Origin of the sequence: Pseudomonas sp. MWU12-3103b, from assembly GCF_023100615.1 — a bacterium.
Classification (GTDB): Bacteria; Pseudomonadota; Gammaproteobacteria; order Pseudomonadales; family Pseudomonadaceae; genus Aquipseudomonas; species Aquipseudomonas putida_A.
The window spans coordinates 118,769-138,561 of the sequence record NZ_JALMEY010000004.1 but is presented as its reverse complement, the minus strand read 5'-3'; the positions used below and the strand labels follow the sequence as shown (position 1 = coordinate 138,561).

Below are 19,793 nucleotides of genomic sequence, written 5' to 3'. Positions count from 1 at the left end.
CTGACTTTATAGGTATAAAAACAAGAATTTAAATACCGTTAAAGCATATTGATATCACGCAAAAAACTATCCTGTGGGTTTGCCGGGAAGGAATAAGAAGGCTATTTTCCCTTGCGCTGTAGGAAGGATCTTTTTTGCACGAAAGCCCTCCAAGGACGAACAGCTTTTGGCCAGACTCCCCCGGCCAAACCATTACAAGGAAGACAACATGGACGTAAAAGTGCCGCAGCGACTGGATCCGCAGGACATCGTGAAATTGCTCGTGGCGTTGCGCCGGGCGTTGAAGGCTCAGGTAACCTGAGGTCAGGATCAACAGCACCCTCACCCCCAGCCCTCTCCCCGAGGGAGAGGGGGCCGACCGCAGTGTCTGGCGATTAACATCGACCTGAAAGATCGAGTCGATTATGGATTCGGCAGAAAACTTTCACGTCGGTGTACTTCTACAGCATCCCCCAATCAGTCCCCTCTTCCTTTGGGAGAGGGCTAGGGTGAGGGGCTTTTCAACGCAGGCACAAAAACGCCGATGACCATCACTGGCCATCGGCGTTTTCATACCTTGAAGGGGTGGTTCAAGCGGCGAATCAGAACGCCGGCAGTACCGCGCCGTTGTACTTCTTCTCGATGAACGCTTTGACTTCAGGGCTGGTCAGGGCAGCGGCCAGTTTCTTGATGGCGTCGCTGTTCTTGTTGTCCTCACGGGCCACCAGGAAGTTCACGTAAGGCGAGTCAGCGCCTTCGATCACCAGCGCATCCTTGGTCGGGTTCAGCTTGGCTTCCAGCGCGTAGTTGGTGTTGATCATGTCCAGATCAACTTCCTTCAGGACGCGTGGCAGAAGGGCCGATTCCAGTTCCTTGAACTTGAAGTTGTGCGGGTTCTTGGCGATGTCCTTAGGGGTCGCCAAGGCGTTTTTCGGATCTTTCAGTTCGATCAGGCCAGCCTTCTGCAGCAGGATCAGCGCACGGCCGCTGTTGCTGCCTTCGTTCGGGATGGCGATGGTCGCGCCGTCTGGCAGATCAGCCAGTTTCTTGTACTTGCTCGAGTAGCCACCGAACGGTTCAACGTGCACGCCTTGCACGGTCACCAGGTACTTGGACTTGTCGTCCTTGTATTTGCCGGCGTTGAAGCTGTCCAGGTAAGGCTTGGTCTGGAAGTAGTTGGCATCCAGACGCTTCTCGCCAACCTGCACGTTCGGCTGCACGTAGTCGGTGAAGACTTTGATTTCCAGATCCACGCCTTCTTTGGCCAGGGTCGGTTTGATCAGCTCGAGAATTTCCGCGTGCGGCACCGGAGTCGCCGCCACCACCAGTTTCTCGCCGGCCTGGGCCAGGGAAGCAGTCAGAGCAGCCGCCAATGCGGTAAACAACAGAACCTTTTTCATGCAGTGTCCTTATCGAGAATCACGGTCGCGAATGGCGACGGCTATTAATACGAGTGCCAGTGAAGTGCTATCTCTGGCGTGATGCGGACAATACCGGGATTTTTTATTCCCGGACAATAACGTTTATTCACTTTGATATTCCATTTCGTTCATACAGAACCGAACGGCTACAACTGCTGGCTCAAACCAATCAGCAGATCTTTCAAAGCCTTACGTTCGTCGACGCTACCACCGATATTGATTTGTGCTACCAGTCGTTCGATCTGAAGCTGCGGCCCAGACACCTCGGGCAGGTTCAGGTGCTCCGGCAGGATTTCGTCGCCAGTGCTGACCAACAGCGCAAAGTGAATGACGTTTTCCAGCTCGCGGGTGTTGCCCGGCCAGCTGTGGCGCTCCAACAGGTGTTGCGCCGCTTCGCTGATCAACGGCACCGGCAGATCCAGGCGCTGGCTGTAGATGCCGAGGAAATACTCCGCCAGCGACAAGATGTCGCCAATCCGCTCGCGCAGCGCCGGCAATTCCAGCTGACCTTCGCTGAGGTAGTGGTAGAGCCGTTCGTGAAATTTCCCCGCGTCCACCGCTTGCGCCAGATCGATGCTGGTTGCCGCTACCAGCCGCACATCCACCGGGCTTGGCTGATGTGCGCCGACGCGGGTGACTTCATGATTTTCCAGGGCGGCGAGCAGTTTGATCTGGATCGGCAACGGCAGATCGCCGATTTCGTCCAGATACAAAGTGCCGCCGTTGGCCGAACCGAACCAGCCGGCGCGACTGCTCGCCGAACCGGTGTAACTGCCGGCGGCATAACCGAACAGCTCGGCATCGGCGTAGGTCGGGCTGATCGCACCGCAGTTGACCGAGACGAACAGACCGCTGCGATCACTGGCTCGGTGAATGTGACGGGCGAGCAACTCTTTACCGGTACCGGTCTCGCCACGGATCAATACCGAGATGGCACGCGGCGCCAGGTGCTCCAGCTCCTCACGCAACTTGCGGGAACGGGGATCGACGAACACCAGCGCCTTGGCGCGAATGCTCAGGGGACTTTTTTCCGCATCGGGAAAGGTCAGCAACGGCTGACCGAACGTTTCGAAACTCATGGCAGACTCCCGCCCAGAACCGCCGGCAGACGGGGGCGTTCAGAAAAGAAAAAGGTTCAAGCGCGACGCCGGGCGTGGTGTTCCATGCGGTTTTGCAGGCGATACAGATAAGCGAAACCCTGCTCCCAGCGCTGATGCCCGGACTTGACGTTGATGTGCCCCGCCCCGGCAAGAATTCCCGCCTCGGCGCCCCAGTTGCGCGCCAGCTCAAGAGCGCGCGGAGCGCTGACGGCGGCGTCGTTGTCGGAACTGACCACCTGGCTGGGGAACGGCAACAGATCGGTCGGGATCGGCGCGAAATTGCGCAACGCAGGCGCGCAGGCCGGACGCTCGACATCGGCCGGTGCGACCAGCAACGCGCCGCGCACCTGACGCAGGTATTGCACGGGCGCGGTGGCAGCCCAATGCGCAACGGTGACGCAACCCAGACTGTGAGCAATCAGGATCACCGGTGTGCTGTCGGCGGCAATCGCTTCGGCCAGCGCCGCAACCCAGTCTTCACGGCGCGGGGTCAGCCAGTCGGCCTGCTCCACGCGTGCGCTGTTGGGCAGACTGTTCTGCCAGTGGGTTTGCCAATGATCTTCTGGCGATCCTTGCCAGCCCGGCACAATCAGGTAGCGGATTGATTCGTTGCGCATGGGGAGCTCTCCTGCGTCGTGTCTGTTCCTGATCGAGTATAGGGACGGGATTTATATTCGTTAAGGAATAAGAAGCTATTTATTAAGACCCGAAAAGAATATTAGAGATACACCTGTGGGAGCGGGCTTGCTCGCGAAAGCTTCAGCTGCATCGACATAGATGTTGGCTGAGCCACCGCATTCGCGAGCAAGCCCGCTCCCACAATAGGTCGGTGGGGTGGCTTGTTTTGCGGGATAAAAAAAGGGCCGCACCCTGCCAAGGAGACGGCCCCGGAAAAACGTAAATCCTGTTACCGCGCGGTGATCACCGACAATTTGGTAATCCCTGCCCGCTCGATCGAAGCCATGGCCCGCGCCACTTCGCCGTAGTTCACCCCGTCGTCGGCCTGCAATTGCACGCGCACTTCCGGGTCCTTGGCCTTGGCCGACTTGAGGTTGAATTCCAGCAAGTCCGGCTGGATTTCATCCTTGTTGATAAACAGTTTGCCGGCGCCGTCGATGCTCACCACCAGCGGATCTTTCTGCTCGACCGGTGCTACCGCTTCGGTCTTTGGCAGGTTGATCGGGATCGCGTTGGTCAGCAGCGGCGCGGTGACGATAAACACCACCAGCAGCACCAGCATCACGTCCACCAGCGGTGTCACGTTGATCTCGCTCAGCACCTCGTCGCTGTCTTGTGTGGAGAAGGCCATGTCAGGACGCCTCCTTCACTTTTGTCGCGTTGCCCGGTGCCGCGACCTTGTGCGCCGTCGGGTGGATCAGCACGCGAAACGAGCTCTTCTGCGCCAGGCTGTAGAAGTCGTGGGCGAAGTCATCCAGGTCCGCCGCCGTCAGTTTCAGACGACGCAAAAAGTAGTTGTAAACCAGCACCGCCGGTACCGCGACGGCGATCCCCACACCGGTGGCGACCAGTGCCGCACCGATTGGACCGGCGACCGTTTCCAGGCTCGCCGAGCCTGCCGCGCTGATGCCTTTCAACGCCTCCATGATTCCCCACACCGTGCCGAACAGACCAATGAACGGCGAGGTGCTGCCAATACTTGCGACCACTGCCAGACCGGTTTCCAGCGAACGGCGTTCACGGACGATCTGCTGACGCAGGGCACGCTCGAGGCGATCCTGATGATTGATCGCCTGACTCAGGTCATTGGCCTGCGGCGCCTCACCCACCTGAATCGCCGCGTAACCGGCCTGTGCCACCCGGGCCGCAGCGCCAGGTTGGGTTTCGCTCAACTCAGCGGCGGAATCCAGACTCGACGCTGCCCAGAAGCGTTTATGAAACTTGCGATCCTGCGCCTTCAGACGACCGAACTGCACAGCCTTGAGCAGCGCCAGTCCCCAGGTGGCAACGGAAAAAACCACCAGCAGCCAGATCACCGCGCTTTCGATGGATTCCAGTGGAGAGGCCAGTAACGTCATGATGTATTCCCTCGTGTAAACATTTAGCGCGAATAGGTTTCGGTTTAATGAATCTTGAAATCGATGGGCACGCTGACCCAGCCGTCCTGGGCGACATCACCCTGCTTGGCCGGCACGAAGCTCCACTGTTTGACGGCATTGAGTGCCGCATCGTCGAGCTGTTGCCGACCGCTGCTTTTCTGAATCTGAATTTCACCGGGCTTGCCATTGGCCAACACGTGCACCCTTAGCATCACCGTGCCTTCCCAGCCGCGACGCTGGGCCAGCGATGGATATTCCGGCGCCGGGTTCTTCAAATACGCGGCGTTGGCCGAGGCCGGTGTCACTGGCGCGGGAGCCGGTGGGGCGGGCGGTGCCGGGGCGGCAACCGGAGCGGCCGGTTGCGGCGGCGCGGGCGGTTGTTCAACTGCTTTGGGTGCCGGTTTCGGCACCGGTTTGGCCACCGGTTTCGGCTTGGGTTTGGGAATCGGTTTGGGTGGCGGAGGCTTCACCGCCAACTCGTCTTCAACCGGCGGCGGTGGCTCAACGACCGGTGCCGGTGGCGGCGGTTCGACCACTGGTGGCGCGGGTGGCGCCGGCCGCGAAAACTCGATGGTCATCGGCGGAATTTCCGGCGGCACGATCGGCAACGCCGGCGTCGGATGCTGGTTGATCCAGTAGATCACCGCACCGTGCACCAGCAGCGCCAGCACGCCGAGCAGAATGATTTCACGGCGGCTCAGAATGCCCTTGGGCGCACGCTGCAAACGCAACTGCCCCAGCGGCACACGATGCGGCCGGCCGAGATCGACCAATTCGCCACTCGGCGTCTGACGCCACAGCAATTCCTGTGCGCTGGCGGCGGTCTGGACATTGCCCATTGATTCACTCCCTGCGGTCTCTTTGCGAAGTACCCGACCGGTCGCCGCAAACATCCCCCGGGCGACCGGTCGTTGGGTGAATCATTGGAGCAATCGCTTATCTCCGAAAGTAACTTTTATCGATGTGTTTAGATTTTTTACGAATATCAGTTTTCGCAGATTGTCGCGAAGCCACGGCCTGCAAGGCCTGGCGCCGAGGGCTGAATTTACAATGCTTTTCAAGCATGAAAAATATTCGGCGAAGGCATGCGAAACCCGCTCATTTCGCGCTTCTTCAGCGGTTTTTCCGGATGAATTCCAGGCCATTCAACCCGGTGTTGCCCATCAAGTCCGCCGCGCTGCCCATTGCCCGCAAGCGTGTGTAGGCCTGATCGGGCGAGAACATCACCCAGGCTTGCGCCGTGCCATCGGCCGTCAGCTTATTGAAAGAGATAGCGACCGGGCCTGTTGAAAAGCCATGCCTGAAATGAAAATTGCCAAATGCGATCGGGTAATCGGTGCCGGACACGGACAACGTGCCGGTGAAACTGCCGGTGCGGTCATCGCCCTCGGTCAGGGTCAAGGTTGTATCTGAAGGTTCATGACGATAAACGCCATTGATCGTGGACATGTGCAGCATCCTTGCTTGTGTTTGAGAAGAAATCTGGCGCTGGCTGCGCCTCATGCGTGGCGAACGAAGTCGCCCGGCAGGCTGCTGACCACGCCGTCATAAGTAACGCGCACGCAGTGCCCCTGCAATTCATGAGTGCCGCGACTTGGCGAGAACAGGGTCAGGGCGAAATAACCGTGATCCTGGTTATTGGCAATCAGCGTGACCACGGTTGGCGGCTGGTAGCCGTTGAGGCTGGCATAACGGCCATTGACGATGCCGTAGTTGATGCCTTGGTAATGCAACGTGCCGGCGAAGACCCCGGTGCGGTCATCGGAATCGACAATGGTCAGAGAGGGCCCATCGAGGGTGTTGGAATAAAGCGCGTTTTGCATGTAAGCGTCCTGCTCGAATGATTGAGTTCACCGCGAGCTTAGAATCAGACGCCAGCAAAAGCTGTCATCCACAGGAAGCACAACCAACATGAAAATGACTTATTTCATGTAAGAAAAAAGCCGCCAGGCTCAATAGCATGACGGCTTTTTTGTGACACAAAATTACTGTTTAACAAACTCTCCAGCCAGATTAACAACATCACCATCAAAGTTGGTGCGCGAACCCGCAGCACGAACTTTCGAATAGTTGTGATCCGGCGAGAACAGCGCCCAGGATTGATAACCCGTGCCGTCATTCAGAGCCGCGAAGGTGATGATCGTAGGCTGCCCGGTGCTGTTCTGGAAATGGTAGTGCCCGTAGGTGATGTCGTAGTTCACGCCGTTCTGGTTCAACTTGCCGCTGAAGGTGCCGTTGGAGTCGTTGCCATCGGTAATCGTCAGTTTGGCGCCAGCGTTAGCGTTTACATAAGTTCCATTAATGCTCGACATAACGTGATTTCCTTTATCGTTGGATAAGTGTCTTCCGATGAGAGCAAGTTCCCTCCTGGAAACTCACGACACTCAGGATGGTTGGCCATTCACTTATTGTCCACGCGACTTTTCAACGAAATTGCAATAAGCACTATTCATCTCGCACATAACTTATCGCGATTCATTCGAGCATTAATTCCTTTTTAACTAACGACTTGCGCTGGTCTGCTGCGCCGCCGATGTCGGGGCAATCACGGCTGTTTCCGAACGCGGCGTGCCCGTCGGTACCCAGTCGTAACTCACAGGCAACGCGCGATAGACCCAGTTGCTGATCGCGTCACTGCCCGGTGCTTTACCCAGATAAGGACTGACGTATTCCCAGACGTTTTCGCCGCCGGCCGTGACCTGGAAAAAGCGCCCGTTCATGCCTTCGTCGATCAGCGTATTGCCGTTGGGCAAACGTCGCGCGCTGCTGATGAACGAGCTATAGAACGCCCACCCCGGCTGCTTCGAATTCGCCGCGCTGTACTGCCAGACGATTTCATTTTTCTGCGGGTCGATTTCCAGCACTCGCGATCCGGAAATCAGCCCGAGGGTGACGTTCGGATACCCCGCCGAACCCTGGTTGTCGAACACCAGCAGGTTGCCCGCACCGGGCAGCCCGACAGGGATGATGTGCGCGTCGTGCTGGCCGACAAATTGATCCACCGGACGCGGCAGTTTCTGTGCGGTTTTCGGGTTGATCAGCGGCAGGTTCGGGCCGAGGCGCCAGACCACTTTGCCGCTGTGTTTGTCGATGATTGCGATGAAGTTGGCGTTGCGCGAATCGAGCAACAGGTTGTCCGGATTGAAGCGTTTGTCGCCGGCATCGAACCACTTGTTCGGCCCGACCACGCTGAGGTTGTTGATGTGCAGGTAATCCGGGTTGTCGCTGGCGCGCACCAGTTTCAATTGCTCCGGGGTGAAGCCGAATTCGTTCAGGTGTTCCGAGGCCAGCCACTGCCATTTCACCTGCCCGTCGGGGCTGACTTCGTAGATCGCATCGTCGATCACCTCGGGCACTTTGAAGCCTTTGACCTGGTGCACCTTGTTCGCCAGCACCACGGTGTTGCCGTTGCTCAGGCGCCGCTGATCATGGTGTTGCTGCGCTGCGCCGCCGGGCGCCTTGTCGCCCCACTGCCAAACCACTTTGCCGTTCCAGTCCAGCTCGCCGACGCTCTGATTGCCCAGGCCATTACCGGCGGAGCCGAGCTTGCCCGGATCCTTGTCGCTCAGTTGCAGCAGCACATGCCCGCGCTCGCCGCCGACCAGTTGCGGGTCGATGATCGCCGATGGGAAACCCGCCTGTGGCCAGGTTTTCACCTCGTTGCCGTTCATGTCGATCAGGTGCGTCTGCTTGTCGGCGCCACTGAAGATCACGTACTGGTTGAACGCCTTGTCCGGGTCATAACGGGTGACGCCGGTCGGGTACACGCTGGGGGCGGCGAGCGCCCCGGTGCTTGACACTGCGCCGGATAACAACAGCGCTAAAGCGGTTTTGCCTGGCAACATGATGCAGCTCCTTGAATGACAGATCAGAAGTCGTAGCGACCGGTAACGCCGAGGGTGCGCGGCGTACCGAGCAGGCCTTCATAACCGCCGTTGCCGCCGGTCCACAGGGTCGTGTAGTAGGTCTTGTCGAAGGCGTTTTTCAGCCACAGCGAAACGTCCCACTGGCCCTGATTGAAATCGCCGCGCAGACCGGTGGACAGGTTGACCACCGCGTAGCTCGGGATCTGCCCGTAGTCGGAATCTTCGACCGTGCCCACCGCTTTGGAGCGGAACGCGTAGCTGCCGGTGACGTAGGGTTGCAGACCGTTGGCCAGACTCCATTCGTATTTGCCGTTGGCGTTGCCGATCCATTTCGACGCGCCGACCACCTGGTGCCCGCTGAGGTCGCAGGACGCCGGTGCGCCCGGTGCCTGGCTGACTTCCGGCGGGCATGGCGCATCTTTGTACGAGAGGTAGCTGACGTCGTTGTACGAGCCGTTGAAGTTCAGGGTCAGGCCGCGCAACGGGATCACCGTGCTCTCGAATTCGACGCCGCGCGAGCGCACAGAACCGGCGTTGGTCAGGTATTGCACGCGGTTGACGTCGTCGTAGGCGTTGGTCTGATAGGCGTTGACCTGAGTCCAGAAAACGTTGGCGTTGAGCTGCAGACGCCGGTCCCACAAGGTGCTTTTGAAACCGAGTTCGGCGTTGTTCGCGCGTTCGGTGCCGATCAGCAGCGAGTCGGCGCCGGCGGTTGGCGCCGAACCCACTGCGAGGTTCACCCCACCGGATTTTTCGCCGTGAGACAGCGTGGCGTAACCGAGCAGATCATCGGTGAAGCGATAGCTGAGGTTGAGCAATCCGGAGGGGCTTGAGCTGTACTGATTGAGATCGCCGGAATCGTAGGCGCCAGTGCGTCCGCGGCGTGCCGTGGCCGCTGCGCCGGTGACAATGGCGCCACCGACCGGAGCATTGCGAGTGACCCAGGCGTTCTTCTCTTCATAGGTGCCACGCACCCCGGCGGTGAAGTCCAGGCGCTCGGTGAGGTGCCAGGTGCCTTGGGCGAACAGGGCGAAACTGTCGGTCTTGATGTGGCCGTTGCCGACGCTGCCGACGTTGGCCAGGGCACCGCGTGGCGTGCCGTTCCAGATGTCGGCCTGCGGGCCGTAATAGGCGAAGGATTTGTTGTCCAGATCCGAGCCGAAGTAGTACGCGCCCACCACGTAATCGAAGAACTCGCCCTTGGGCGAGGCCAGGCGGAATTCCTGCGAGTACTGTTTGTCTTCGACCGAAACACCGGCGTTGTAAGTCGCCGCAACGTTGAGACCGTCGTCGTTGGCCGGGGTGAAATTCCAGAAGCGATAGGAGCTGATCGAGGTCAGGGTGAAATCGCTCGGCAGCGTCCAGTTGGCCTCCACCGACGTGCCACCCTGATGCACGGTGACGTGCTGGTCGTTGTCCAGATTGACCTTGCGGTGCGAGCCGTTGACCAGCGTCGCACCGGCCGCATTGGCCCGCGATTGATAGAGGTTGACGCCATTGATGGTCGGCCCGGTGTTGTACAGCACGCGGGTGCCGGCGCTGGAATCCTCTTCGTTGTAATCGCCGATCCAGCGCAGATTGAAATCTTCGTTGGGCTTGAACAGCAATTGCGCACGGAAGCCATCGCGCGAGCCTCCGTTCAGGTCATGGCCGTTGTATTCGTTCTTTATATCGCCGTCGCTGCGGGTGCGATAGGCCGAGAAACGTCCGGCCAGTTGATCGTTGAGCGGCCCGGAAATCGTGCCCTTGGTCTGGAAGTAGCCGTCCTCGCCGAACGAGGTTTCGATGCTGCGTTCAGGGGTGAACGTCGGTGCACGGGTGCTGATGTTGATCACCCCGGCGGTGGTGTTCTTGCCGAACAGCGTGCCCTGCGGCCCGCGCAGGACTTCAAGCTGTTCGATGTCCATCAGGTCGAACACCGCCATCCCCGGACGGCCCAGATACACGTTATCGATGTACAGACCGACGCTGCCTTCCAGGCCGTCGCTCGCCGGGTTGTTGCCCAGGCCACGAATCGACACGCTGGACTGGCGCGCGTGCATGTAGGCGACGTTGACGCTCGGCACCAGTTGCTGCAAATCCTGAATCCGGTAGACCCGCTGGGTTTCCAGGGTCTGGCCGCTGACCACGCTCATCGGCGTTGGCACGTCTTGCGAACTTTCTTCGCGCCGGCGGGTGGTAACGGTCACGGTTTCCAGCTGCGAGCTGTTGGCCGCGGGTTTACCGGCGGGAGCTGGCGGCGCGGTTTCGGCGTCGGCGGCGTAGCTGTGAGTCCAGCTGGCACTCCCCGCCAGCAACAGGGCCAGAGGCAGGCGTTTGAGCCGTCGTGGCGTTAAGGGTGACGCAAGGTTCAACGGACTCATGGCGCGGCTCCTGGTCAAAAAATACACAGACATCTTCAGCGCTGCATATTCTTTTCAGTTATTTATTTATGGGTTTACAAATATTTACTGCATAAGAGATTGCCTTTATAAGGAGTCGACCTAATGCATATCCAATGCATTTCCCGGATATTTTTTATGTGAAAAATGCATATCGACTTGCGCCAACTTCGACACTTCATCGCCCTCGCCGAACAACGCAGCTTCGTCGCCGGCGCGCAGGCGGTGAACCTGTCGCAGTCGGCGTTCAGCCGCAGCATTCAGGCGCTGGAGCACAGCGTCGGCTGTCAGTTGGTCGATCGCGCGCGCAAGGATCTGCCGCCTACCAAGCAGGGCCAAGTGCTGCTCGAGCATGCACGGCGACTGGTCAGCGGCGCGCAGCAGATGGCCAACGAGATCAGTCAGTTCAATGGTCTGGAGGCGGGCGAGCTGCGCTTCGGTTGCGGCCCGGCACCGGCAGCCGGATTGATCCCGCGCGCGATCGGCGCGTTCATCGGGCGCTACCCGAAAGCGCGGGTGCAATTTCAGGTCGATGACTGGCAGAGCTTGAGCAAACGCTTGCTCAGTGAGGAATTCGAATTCTTCGTCGCCGACACTCGACACTTCGAGGCCGATCCGGATTACCTGACGTATCGCTTGCGGCCACGCAAATGGCATTTCTGTTGCCGTGCCGGGCATCCGCTGGCCGCTCTTGAACGGGTCACGGCCGAGCAATTGATGAGCTATCCACTGGCGGTGAGCATTCGTCCGCCGAACCTGCGCAAGGTCATCGTCGACCTCAGCGGCCGCCCGGATTTCACCCCCAATGTCGAATGCGAAAACAGTTCCAGCCTGCTCAGCGTGGTACTACGTTCGGAGGCGATCGGGATTGTCGGGGCGTATTCAGATGCGCTGCATCAGGCCAAGGGTGAGCTGGTGTGTTTGCGGATCGACGGCCTGGCGGATGATCTGGAAGAGCTGTACACCCGCTACGGGATTGTCAGTCGGGCGGGGTATCGGTTGTCGCCGCTGGCCGAGGCGATGATTGAGCAGATCAAGGCGATTGATGCGGTGGATGATGAGGTGTGTTCGCTGGAGAATTTTGCCGTCTGAGCCACCCTCTTCGCGAGCAAGCCCGCTCCCACATTTGGAATGCGTACTCCTGTGGGAGCGGGCTTGCTCGCGAAGGCGTCGCCACTCACACCGATGCATCCACTGCATAAAACCCATTCCCCAAATGCACTTGCCGAACACCCCTGCCGAAAGCGACAACCCTCGCCTGTCTTTCTGACCAGTGAATCTCATGTCCAATCCGCAAAACCCTGTGCGCAACGTGCTGTACATCATGTGCGATCAGCTGCGCCGCGATTACCTGTCCTGTTACGGTCATCCGCATCTGCACACGCCGAACATCGATCGCCTGGCCGCCGCTGGTGTGCGCTTCAGCCGTGCCTACACCCAGGGCACGATCTGCGGCCCGTCGCGGATGTCGGCCTACACCGGGCGCTACGTCAGCAGCCATCAGGTCGCGTGGAACGCCGTGCCGTTGCCGCTGGAAGAACTGACGATCGGTGATTACCTGCGCCTCCACGGCATCCGCACCGCGCTGGTCGGCAAGACCCACGCCACGGCCAATGTCGACGCCTTGCAGCGTCTGGCGATCAACCCGGACAGCGCGCAGGCCGAAGTGCTCAACGAGGTCGGTTTCGAGCCGTACTTCCGCCACGACGGAATCTTCCCCGACGACCCGCTGTTCGACGACAAACGCGAATCCGCGCCCTACACCCATTACCTGCGCAAGCAGGGTTTCGACGGGCGCAATCCCTGGCACGACTGGGCCAACGCCGCCGAAGGCGAGAACGGCGAAATCCTCAGCGGCTGGCACATGCGCCATGCGCATTTGCCAGCGCGAATTCCCGAGCAGTTCTCAGAGACTGTCTACACTACAAATCGAGCCATCGACTTCATCACCGAGCAAGGTGAGAAATCCTGGTGTTTACACCTCTCCTACATCAAACCGCACTGGCCCTACATCGCACCGGCGCCATACCATGCCTTGTACAGTACGAAATCGATTCTCGAACCGGTCCGCGCGACGCCCTCCGAAGCCAGCAAACACCCCGTATACACGGCGTTTCGCCAGCATGAGGAAAGCCTCAACTTCTCCCGTGATTCAGTACGATTGAATGTAATCCCCACCTACATGGGTCTGATCAAGCAGGTGGATGACCAACTCGGGCAGCTATTCGATTTTCTGCAGAGCAACGGTCGTTGGGATGACACCTTGATCGTGTTCACCAGCGATCACGGCGACTTTCTCGGCGACCACTGGCTGGGTGAGAAGGAGTTTCTGCTGGAGCAAGCGGTGGGCGTGCCATTGATCGTGCGCGACCCGCGCGCGGCGGCGGATATCACCCGGGGTACGGTGGATGAAAGGCTGGCGGAAACCATTGATGCGTTGCCGACGTTTCTCCAGGCCCTGGGCTTGCCGGGGGCCGAGCATCGCCTGGAAGGGCGCTCGCTGATCCCGCTGCTGCACGGCGAACATCCCGACTGGCGCCGCTACGCGATCAGCGAATACGACTACGCCTTCCAAGCCCCGGCGCGCGAGCGACTTGGCCAGCCGATCGACCGCTGCCGCATGACCATGGTGCGCAGCGAGCGCTGGAAATACCTGGCGTACGACGGCTTCCGGCCGCAGTTGTTTGATCTGCTGAATGATCCGCAGGAGTTGCGCGATCTGGGTGATGACCCGGCCTACGCGGCGGTGCGCGAGGAGCATGCGGGGTATCTGTTCGAATGGGTGCGCGGCTTGAAGCGGCGGACCACGATCAGTCATCAGGAGATCGATTTGCGTGGGCAGCGGTTTCGCTATGGCGAGCCTGAGACCGAGAAAGTCGTGCAGATTGGAGTTTGGTGAAAGAGCTTCGCGAGCAAGCCCACTCCCACAGGGTTCTGTGTCGTTCACATCCACTGTGTTCAACACATTTCCCCTGTGGGAGCGGGCTTGCTCGCGAAGAGGCCCGATCAGACGCCGACGAGCTCGGCACCTTTGATGGTTTGACTACGCTGCCCCGAAGCCCCAACCGGCACTTCACCCTTGAGCGTCACCCGCCGCACGATACGATCCTGAGTGCCGTAATCATCAATCGCATAATGCTGAGTCGAACGGTTATCCCAGATCGCCACGTCACCGGCCTTCCAGCGCCAGCGCACGGTGTTTTCCTGACGAATCACATGGCTCTGCAACAGGCCGAACAGGTGCGCCGAATCGGCTTGCGAATACCCCTTGATGCGTTTGACGAAGTGCCCCAGCAGCAAGCTTTTCTCGCCGCTGATCGGATGCACACGCACCACCGGATGCTCGGTCTCGTAGACGGTCGAGGTGAAGACCTTTCTATAGCGCTCAAGCTTCTCAGCCGACACGTCTGGCTTGGCCCCGGCGTAGTCGTATTCGTTGCTGTGTACGGCGACCAGTTTGTCCGCCAGCTCGCGCAGTTCGCTTGGCAGTTCGTTGTAGGCGGTCGCGGTGTTGGCCCACAGCGTGTCGCCACCGAAGGCCGGCGCCACCACCGAGCGCAGGATCGAGGCTTCCGGGTAGGCGTCGACGAAGGTCACGTCGGTGTGCCAGGAGTTGGCGCGCTGGCCTTCGGCCCCGTCCAGCTCCAGCAGATAACGCGTGCCCTCACGCACCGGTACGGTCGGATGCGCCACGGGCTCGCCGAGCAGATGGGCGAAGGCTTCCTGGCGCTGATCGTCGAGCTGAGTCTGCTCGCGGAAGAACACCACCTTGTACTGGATCAGCGCTTGCTGAATGGCTTCGACCGTGGCGGCGTCCAGTTCACCGGACAAGTGCACGCCACGAATCTCGGCGCCGATACGGCCGGCCACCGGATGGATTTCCAGCGCGTGGACAGCAGGTTTTACAGCGAGTGCGGCATTGCTCATGGGTAGACCCTCATCGACTGCTTGCGGTTAGGCGGCAGCGAAACATCGCTCTATCTATATTCCATTTACATCTAATAGATATTCACATGCTTCGTTGACGGAATAAGAGCTTGCATTTAAAACCTCAAGCAACCCTCGTCGCAAATGCCTTCGAGCTATTTTTAGGATGCCGGAAAAGCATATGGATCTTCGCCAGTTGCGCTACTTCATCGCCCTCAACGAACACCGCAGTTTTGTCCGTGCGGCAGACGCGATGGGCATCACTCAACCGGCGTTCAGCCGCAGCATTCAAGGGCTGGAGCAAGAGTTCGGCTGCGTGCTGGTGGATCGCGGCAACAAGGATCTGCGCCCGACACCCGAAGGCCAGGTGGTGCTGCAACACGCCCTGACCCTGGTGCAAGGCGCGGCGCTGCTCAGCGCGGAAGTGACGCAGATGACCAAGCTTGATGCCGGGGAACTGCACTTCGGCTGCGGCCCGGCCCCGGCGGTGAAACTGGTGCCGGATGCGGTGGCGCAATTCATCAACGCGCACCCGAAAGTGCGCACCTGTTTTCAGGTGGATAACTGGGAAAAACTCAGCCGTGCGCTGAGCCGTGAAGAGATCGAATTCTTCATCGCCGACATCCGCCACTTCGAAGCCGACCCGAACTTCCAGACCCAGGCCCTGACGCCCAAGCGCGGGGTGTTTTTCTGCCGTCCCGGGCACCCGCTGCTGGCCAAGGAGAGCCTGTCGACCAACGACATGTTCGACTACCCGCTGGCGACCACGCTGATCCCGCCGGGGATTCGCAAACTGCTGGCGAACCTCAGCGGCCGGATCGATTTTTCCCCGACCATCGAGACCGAGCATTTCCCGGCGCTGGTGAAAGTGGTGCTGCAATCGAATGCCATCGGCATCGGTACGGAAGAGGCGTTTTACGAGGACATTGCTCAGGGTTCACTGGCGCTGCTGCACTGGCGCAACCTGCCGCAGAATCTGGAGAGCATGAACGCGCGCTGCGGGATTGTCAGTCGCACAGGATTTCGCTTGTCGCCGGCAGCCAGAGCGATGATCGAGACATTGGTGGCGGTGGATAAGCAGGAAGTCAGCGTCGCGGTTTGAGGACGGCTTCGCGAGCAAGCCCGCTCCCACAGTGGATTGTGGTGAACACAGATTTTGTATTCACGCCGATCCACTGTGGGAGCGGGCTTGCTCGCGAAGAGGCCCGTCCAGACACTGGAGATTCAGAGCTTGGCCGCCGCCAGTTCAGGCGCCACCCAATCACTGACCTTGAACGGCTTGCGAATCAGCTTCTGCTGCGCCGCCAGGTCTACCGAGTCCTGCAACTTGCCGAGGAACACCGGGTCCAGCGTCGACGGGAACACTTCACTGAGTTTCTGATCCTGAAGGTCCTGGGTCAGGATCACCGGTGGATAACTTGCCAGCCCCGACACCAGTTGCACGTAGGCAGCCTTGTTGCTGTCCTGAGTCAGCCAATCCACCGCCTGCTGCTGCGCCTTGAGCAGTTTCGCCACGACCTCCGGATGCCCGTCGACAAACTTGCCGGCCCCCACCAGCACCGATTGCACGCTACCGGCGCCCCCCAGGTCCTTGGTGTTGAGCGGCAATTCGGCCAGACCCTTGCTCTGCAAAGCGGCCAGACCTGAGCTGCCCCACGACGCATCAATCTGCTTGGCCGCCAGCGCGGCGGTGGCCCCGCTGAAGTCGAGATTGATCACCTTCAGATCCTTCTCGCTCAAGCCTTGACTGGCCAGCGCCGCATCAAACGACAACTGCGTGGCGGTGCCACGGAAGATCGCCACGCGCTTGCCTTTCAGATCCTGCAGGGTCTTGATCCCCGACCCCGGCACCACGCCCAGATACTGTTTCACCCCGCGCGCACTGGCGCTGAGCAAACGCGTGTCGAGGCCATTGGACTTGCCGATGATCGCCGCCAGGTCGCCCAGATACGCCAGATCGACCTGACCGTTGGCAAACGCCTCGTTGATCACCGGCCCGGCGCCCTTGAAAAAGCTCCACTGAATCTTGATGCCCTGATCGGCGAAGGCTTTTTCGAAGATCTGCTGATCACGCAGCACATCCACCACACCGCCGCCGCTGTGCTGGGTGCCGGCGCTCAGGTCGGGCACAGCGATCCTGATTTCCTTGAGCTCGTCGGCCTGCGCGGTAATCGCCAACAGGCCCGCCAGTGCCGGAATGGCAAACAGACTGAAGACTCGTTTGAAGGGAAAGTTCATGGGTACGGCTCCTTGATCACGACAGGCGTTGAGGAGCCGAAAGTAGGCCGAAGCGTGACCTTCGCTTAAATACTATAAATGCACATTTTTATAGCCTTTAGCGCTAAGCGTGAAATCACGCGGGCTGCAGCGGCGTATGCATTAACAGCATCGAAAATATTCTTCGAATGCATTGGATGCGCGTCGCGCTGCAAGCCTTAAATGGTCTGGCTTATCTCTCAATAGAATTGATTTGAATTTTTATAGATCGATTTTGCATACACCGCTAGCCAATTGTGGGAGCGGGCTTGCTCGCGAAGACGCCGTGTCATTCACCATCATCGGTGCCTGACACTCCGTCTTCGTGAGCAAGCCCACTCCCACACAGGCACAGCGGTTCGCCATGCAACCCGACAACGGAGGTCACCCATGGCCCGTGATTCCCTGCTCAGCCTGCCGCTGCCCGCGCCACCTCTGAAAAGCCGGCGCGCGTGGCCGAGCCTCAACCAACGTCTGTTGCCATGGCTGCTGCCGATCAGCCTGTTCGCTCTGTGGTGGCTGGCCGCACGCAATCAATGGATGAGCGAGCAGATCCTGCCGGCGCCATCGCTGGTGTGGAACAGCGCCATCGAACTGTCCCAAGGCGAGTTGTGGAGTCATTTGTGGATCAGCCTGCAACGCCTGCTTTGGGGCTTGCTGGCAGGGATCTCTGCCGGTGCGCTGTTGGGCGCCGCGCTGGGCTTCAGCCGGCGTCTCGAACGCCTGATCTTCCCGACGTTCGCCGGTCTGGCACAGGTGCCGACGCTGGCGTGGATTCCGCTGTTCATGGTGTTTTTCGGCATCGGCGAAGTGCTGAAACTGGTGGTGCTGATCAAGGCCATCGTGGTGCCGGTGACCCTGCACACCCTGGTCGGCGTTCGTGATGCGCAACCGAAACTGCGCGAAGCCGCCGCCGTACTGCGCCTGCCGTCGTATTTGCTGATCCGGCGCCTTGTGCTGCCCGCTGCACTGCCGGCGTTCATGGCCGGCGTGCGTCTGGCCCTGGCCGCTGGCTGGACTTCATTGCTGGCGGTGGAGCTGTTGGCGTCCAGCGAAGGCATCGGCTACCTGATGGTCTGGGCACGGCAGCTGTTCATGCTCGACATCGTGTTCGTGTGCATCGTGGTCATCGGTGTGCTCGGTGTAGGGATGGATCGCGGCATCGGTTTTCTCGACCGCAAACTGGTGCACTGGCCGCACCCGGCGACCGCAGAAATCCGTCGTGGCCCCCACTATCAAGGCTGGCAGAGGCTGCAACCGTGGCTGTTGCCCCTGAGCCTGATCGGCTTGTGGCAAGTGGCGAGCGATCAGCAGTGGGTCGATGCGAACATTCTGGTCAGCCCGCTGGCGGTGCTGGAAACAACACAAAACGGTCTGCTCGACGGCACGCTGATCAGCGGCATGGCGTTGAGCCTCGGTCGCACCCTGGGCGGTTTGCTACTGGGCGGTGGACTTGGTTTCACCCTCGGCTTGCTGCTGGGGCTTTCACGTACCAGCGAACGGCTGCTCGGGCCGACTCTCGCCGCCATTCGCCAGATCGCGATTTTCGCCTGGGTGCCGCTGCTCACCGCGTGGTTCGGATTGGGTGAATTGGCGAAGTGGGTGTTCGTCGCCCTCGCCGCGTTTTTCCCGCTGTTCATCGCCACCCAGCGCAGCGTCGCCAACCTCTCGCCACAACTCAACGAAGCCGCGCAGGTGCTGCGCCTGAGCCTCGGCCAGCGCCTGCGTCGTCTGGTGCTGCCGGGTGCGGCGCCGGGGATTTTCGCCGGGCTGCGCCTGAGTCTGATCTACGCCTGGCTCGGCACCATCGGCGCCGAGTATTTCATGCCGTCCAACGGCGGCATCGGCAGCCAGATGATCGGCGCCCAACAACTGCTGCGCATGGACCTGATCATGGCCGCGATGCTTTTGGTCGGCCTCAGCGGCGCCCTGCTCAACCTCATCGGCCAACGCCTGGAAATTCGCGCTACTCGCTGGAGACACGCATGAACGCACCGATTGTCAGCTTCACCCACGTAGGCAAATCCTTCGATGTCGACGGTTTCGAACTCGAGGCGATTCGCGAATTCAACCTCGACATCGCCGAGGGCGAATTTGTCGCCATCGTCGGCTCCAGCGGTTGCGGCAAATCCACCTTGCTGCGTTTGCTGGTGGGTCTGGATACGCAGTTTCGTGGGCAGATCAGCGTCGATGGCAAAGCGGTCAGCGGCATCGGCGGCGAGCGTGGCATCGTGTTTCAGGAGCACCGTTTGTTCCCGTGGCTGACGGTGGCCGACAACATCGGCCTCGGCCTGGTCAACGAACCATTGAGCGCCGCTGAAAAGCAGCAGCGCATCAACGATTTCATCGATCTGGTCGGCCTGCGCGATTTCACCCGCGCCTATCCGCACCAGCTCTCCGGCGGCATGGCCCAGCGCGTGGCGATTGCTCGCGGACTGGTCGCCAGCCCACGGATCCTGTTGCTCGACGAACCGTTCGGCGCGCTCGATGCGTTGACCCGTCAGCAAATGCAGGACGAGCTGCTGGCGATCCGCGACCGGGCGAAAATCACCACGATCCTCGTCACCCACGACGTCGAAGAAGCGATCTTTCTCGCCGATCGCGTGGTGGTGATGGAGCCGCGTCCGGGACGGATCAAGCAAGTCGTCGACATCGCCTTGCCGCACCCGCGTCAGCGCAGCAGTTTCGACTTCCATCAGTTGCGCGAAGAGCTGCTGCACGAACTGACCAGTGACGACCATTACCAACCGAGCCTGCCGGTCCAGATCCGCGATCTGCCGCTGTCGTTCATTGCCTGCTGAGAGGA

At 60.0% G+C, this 19,793-nt stretch carries 18 protein-coding genes; 5 read left to right on the top strand and 13 right to left on the bottom strand.

What is annotated here, in order from left to right:
* Positions 1 to 581: 581 nt before the first annotated feature.
* The 11 genes from M0808_RS08665 to M0808_RS08615 all read right to left on the bottom strand — a co-directional run bounded on the left by M0808_RS08665 (position 582) and on the right by M0808_RS08615 (position 10,786).
* A complete protein-coding gene (locus M0808_RS08665) occupies positions 582 to 1,379 on the bottom strand; it encodes a MetQ/NlpA family ABC transporter substrate-binding protein (protein WP_027611172.1) in 798 nt (265 codons plus the stop codon).
* A gap of 167 nt (positions 1,380 to 1,546) precedes the next feature.
* Positions 1,547 to 2,479 carry a sigma 54-interacting transcriptional regulator gene (locus M0808_RS08660; RefSeq protein WP_096797445.1) on the bottom strand — a complete coding sequence of 311 codons (933 nt, stop codon included), beginning with the start codon at positions 2,477 to 2,479 and terminating at the stop codon, positions 1,547 to 1,549.
* A 56-nt stretch (positions 2,480 to 2,535) separates the two neighbouring features.
* Positions 2,536 to 3,117, bottom strand: a complete 582-nt coding sequence (locus M0808_RS08655) for an alpha/beta hydrolase (RefSeq protein WP_103520458.1) — start codon at positions 3,115 to 3,117, stop codon at positions 2,536 to 2,538.
* A gap of 290 nt (positions 3,118 to 3,407) precedes the next feature.
* Positions 3,408 to 3,809, bottom strand: a complete 402-nt coding sequence (locus tag M0808_RS08650; protein ID WP_003220570.1) for a biopolymer transporter ExbD — start codon at positions 3,807 to 3,809, stop codon at positions 3,408 to 3,410.
* Position 3,810: 1 nt separating this feature from the next.
* Entirely contained in the window at positions 3,811 to 4,536 is a 726-nt protein-coding gene (locus tag M0808_RS08645; protein WP_027611170.1) for a MotA/TolQ/ExbB proton channel family protein, read from the bottom strand.
* A 44-nt stretch (positions 4,537 to 4,580) separates the two neighbouring features.
* Positions 4,581 to 5,396, bottom strand: coding sequence for an energy transducer TonB (locus M0808_RS08640; RefSeq protein ID WP_247840739.1), 816 nt, complete (start codon positions 5,394 to 5,396; stop codon positions 4,581 to 4,583).
* Positions 5,397 to 5,670: 274 nt separating this feature from the next.
* Entirely contained in the window at positions 5,671 to 6,006 is a 336-nt protein-coding gene (locus M0808_RS08635) for a hypothetical protein (protein WP_247840737.1), read from the bottom strand.
* A 50-nt stretch (positions 6,007 to 6,056) separates the two neighbouring features.
* Entirely contained in the window at positions 6,057 to 6,380 is a 324-nt protein-coding gene (locus tag M0808_RS08630; protein WP_098966632.1) for a hypothetical protein, read from the bottom strand.
* Positions 6,381 to 6,542: 162 nt separating this feature from the next.
* Complete coding sequence (locus M0808_RS08625) at positions 6,543 to 6,869, bottom strand: hypothetical protein (RefSeq protein WP_098966630.1); 327 nt, start codon at positions 6,867 to 6,869, stop codon at positions 6,543 to 6,545.
* Between the two features lie 189 nt (positions 6,870 to 7,058).
* Positions 7,059 to 8,402 (bottom strand): aryl-sulfate sulfotransferase, encoded by a 1,344-nt coding sequence (locus M0808_RS08620; RefSeq protein WP_247840735.1) that lies wholly within the window; start codon positions 8,400 to 8,402, stop codon positions 7,059 to 7,061.
* Between the two features lie 23 nt (positions 8,403 to 8,425).
* Positions 8,426 to 10,786 (bottom strand): TonB-dependent receptor, encoded by a 2,361-nt coding sequence (locus tag M0808_RS08615; RefSeq protein ID WP_247840733.1) that lies wholly within the window; start codon positions 10,784 to 10,786, stop codon positions 8,426 to 8,428.
* A 165-nt stretch (positions 10,787 to 10,951) separates the two neighbouring features.
* Between M0808_RS08615 and M0808_RS08610 the strand changes: the two genes are divergently transcribed.
* On the top strand, positions 10,952 to 11,896 hold the full coding sequence (locus M0808_RS08610; RefSeq protein ID WP_247840731.1) for a LysR family transcriptional regulator: 945 nt from the start codon (positions 10,952 to 10,954) through the stop codon (positions 11,894 to 11,896).
* 190 nt (positions 11,897 to 12,086) lie between these two features.
* On the top strand, positions 12,087 to 13,703 hold the full coding sequence (locus M0808_RS08605; RefSeq protein ID WP_247840729.1) for an alkaline phosphatase family protein: 1,617 nt from the start codon (positions 12,087 to 12,089) through the stop codon (positions 13,701 to 13,703).
* A gap of 107 nt (positions 13,704 to 13,810) precedes the next feature.
* Here the strand turns inward: M0808_RS08605 and M0808_RS08600 are convergent, their stop codons facing one another.
* Positions 13,811 to 14,731 (bottom strand): TauD/TfdA family dioxygenase, encoded by a 921-nt coding sequence (locus M0808_RS08600; protein WP_247840727.1) that lies wholly within the window; start codon positions 14,729 to 14,731, stop codon positions 13,811 to 13,813.
* A gap of 181 nt (positions 14,732 to 14,912) precedes the next feature.
* Between M0808_RS08600 and M0808_RS08595 the strand changes: the two genes are divergently transcribed.
* Positions 14,913 to 15,833 carry a LysR family transcriptional regulator gene (locus M0808_RS08595; RefSeq protein ID WP_045122247.1) on the top strand — a complete coding sequence of 307 codons (921 nt, stop codon included), beginning with the start codon at positions 14,913 to 14,915 and terminating at the stop codon, positions 15,831 to 15,833.
* 122 nt (positions 15,834 to 15,955) lie between these two features.
* Here the strand turns inward: M0808_RS08595 and M0808_RS08590 are convergent, their stop codons facing one another.
* Positions 15,956 to 16,969, bottom strand: coding sequence for an ABC transporter substrate-binding protein (locus M0808_RS08590; RefSeq protein ID WP_247840725.1), 1,014 nt, complete (start codon positions 16,967 to 16,969; stop codon positions 15,956 to 15,958).
* 408 nt (positions 16,970 to 17,377) lie between these two features.
* On the opposite strand from M0808_RS08590, the gene M0808_RS08585 reads away from it, so the two are divergent.
* A complete protein-coding gene (locus tag M0808_RS08585; protein WP_247840723.1) occupies positions 17,378 to 18,976 on the top strand; it encodes an ABC transporter permease in 1,599 nt (532 codons plus the stop codon).
* Positions 18,973 to 19,788, top strand: coding sequence for an ABC transporter ATP-binding protein (locus M0808_RS08580; protein ID WP_134785163.1), 816 nt, complete (start codon positions 18,973 to 18,975; stop codon positions 19,786 to 19,788). Before M0808_RS08585 ends, M0808_RS08580 begins: the two co-directional genes overlap by 4 nt.
* The last annotated feature ends 5 nt before the right edge of the window (positions 19,789 to 19,793 follow it).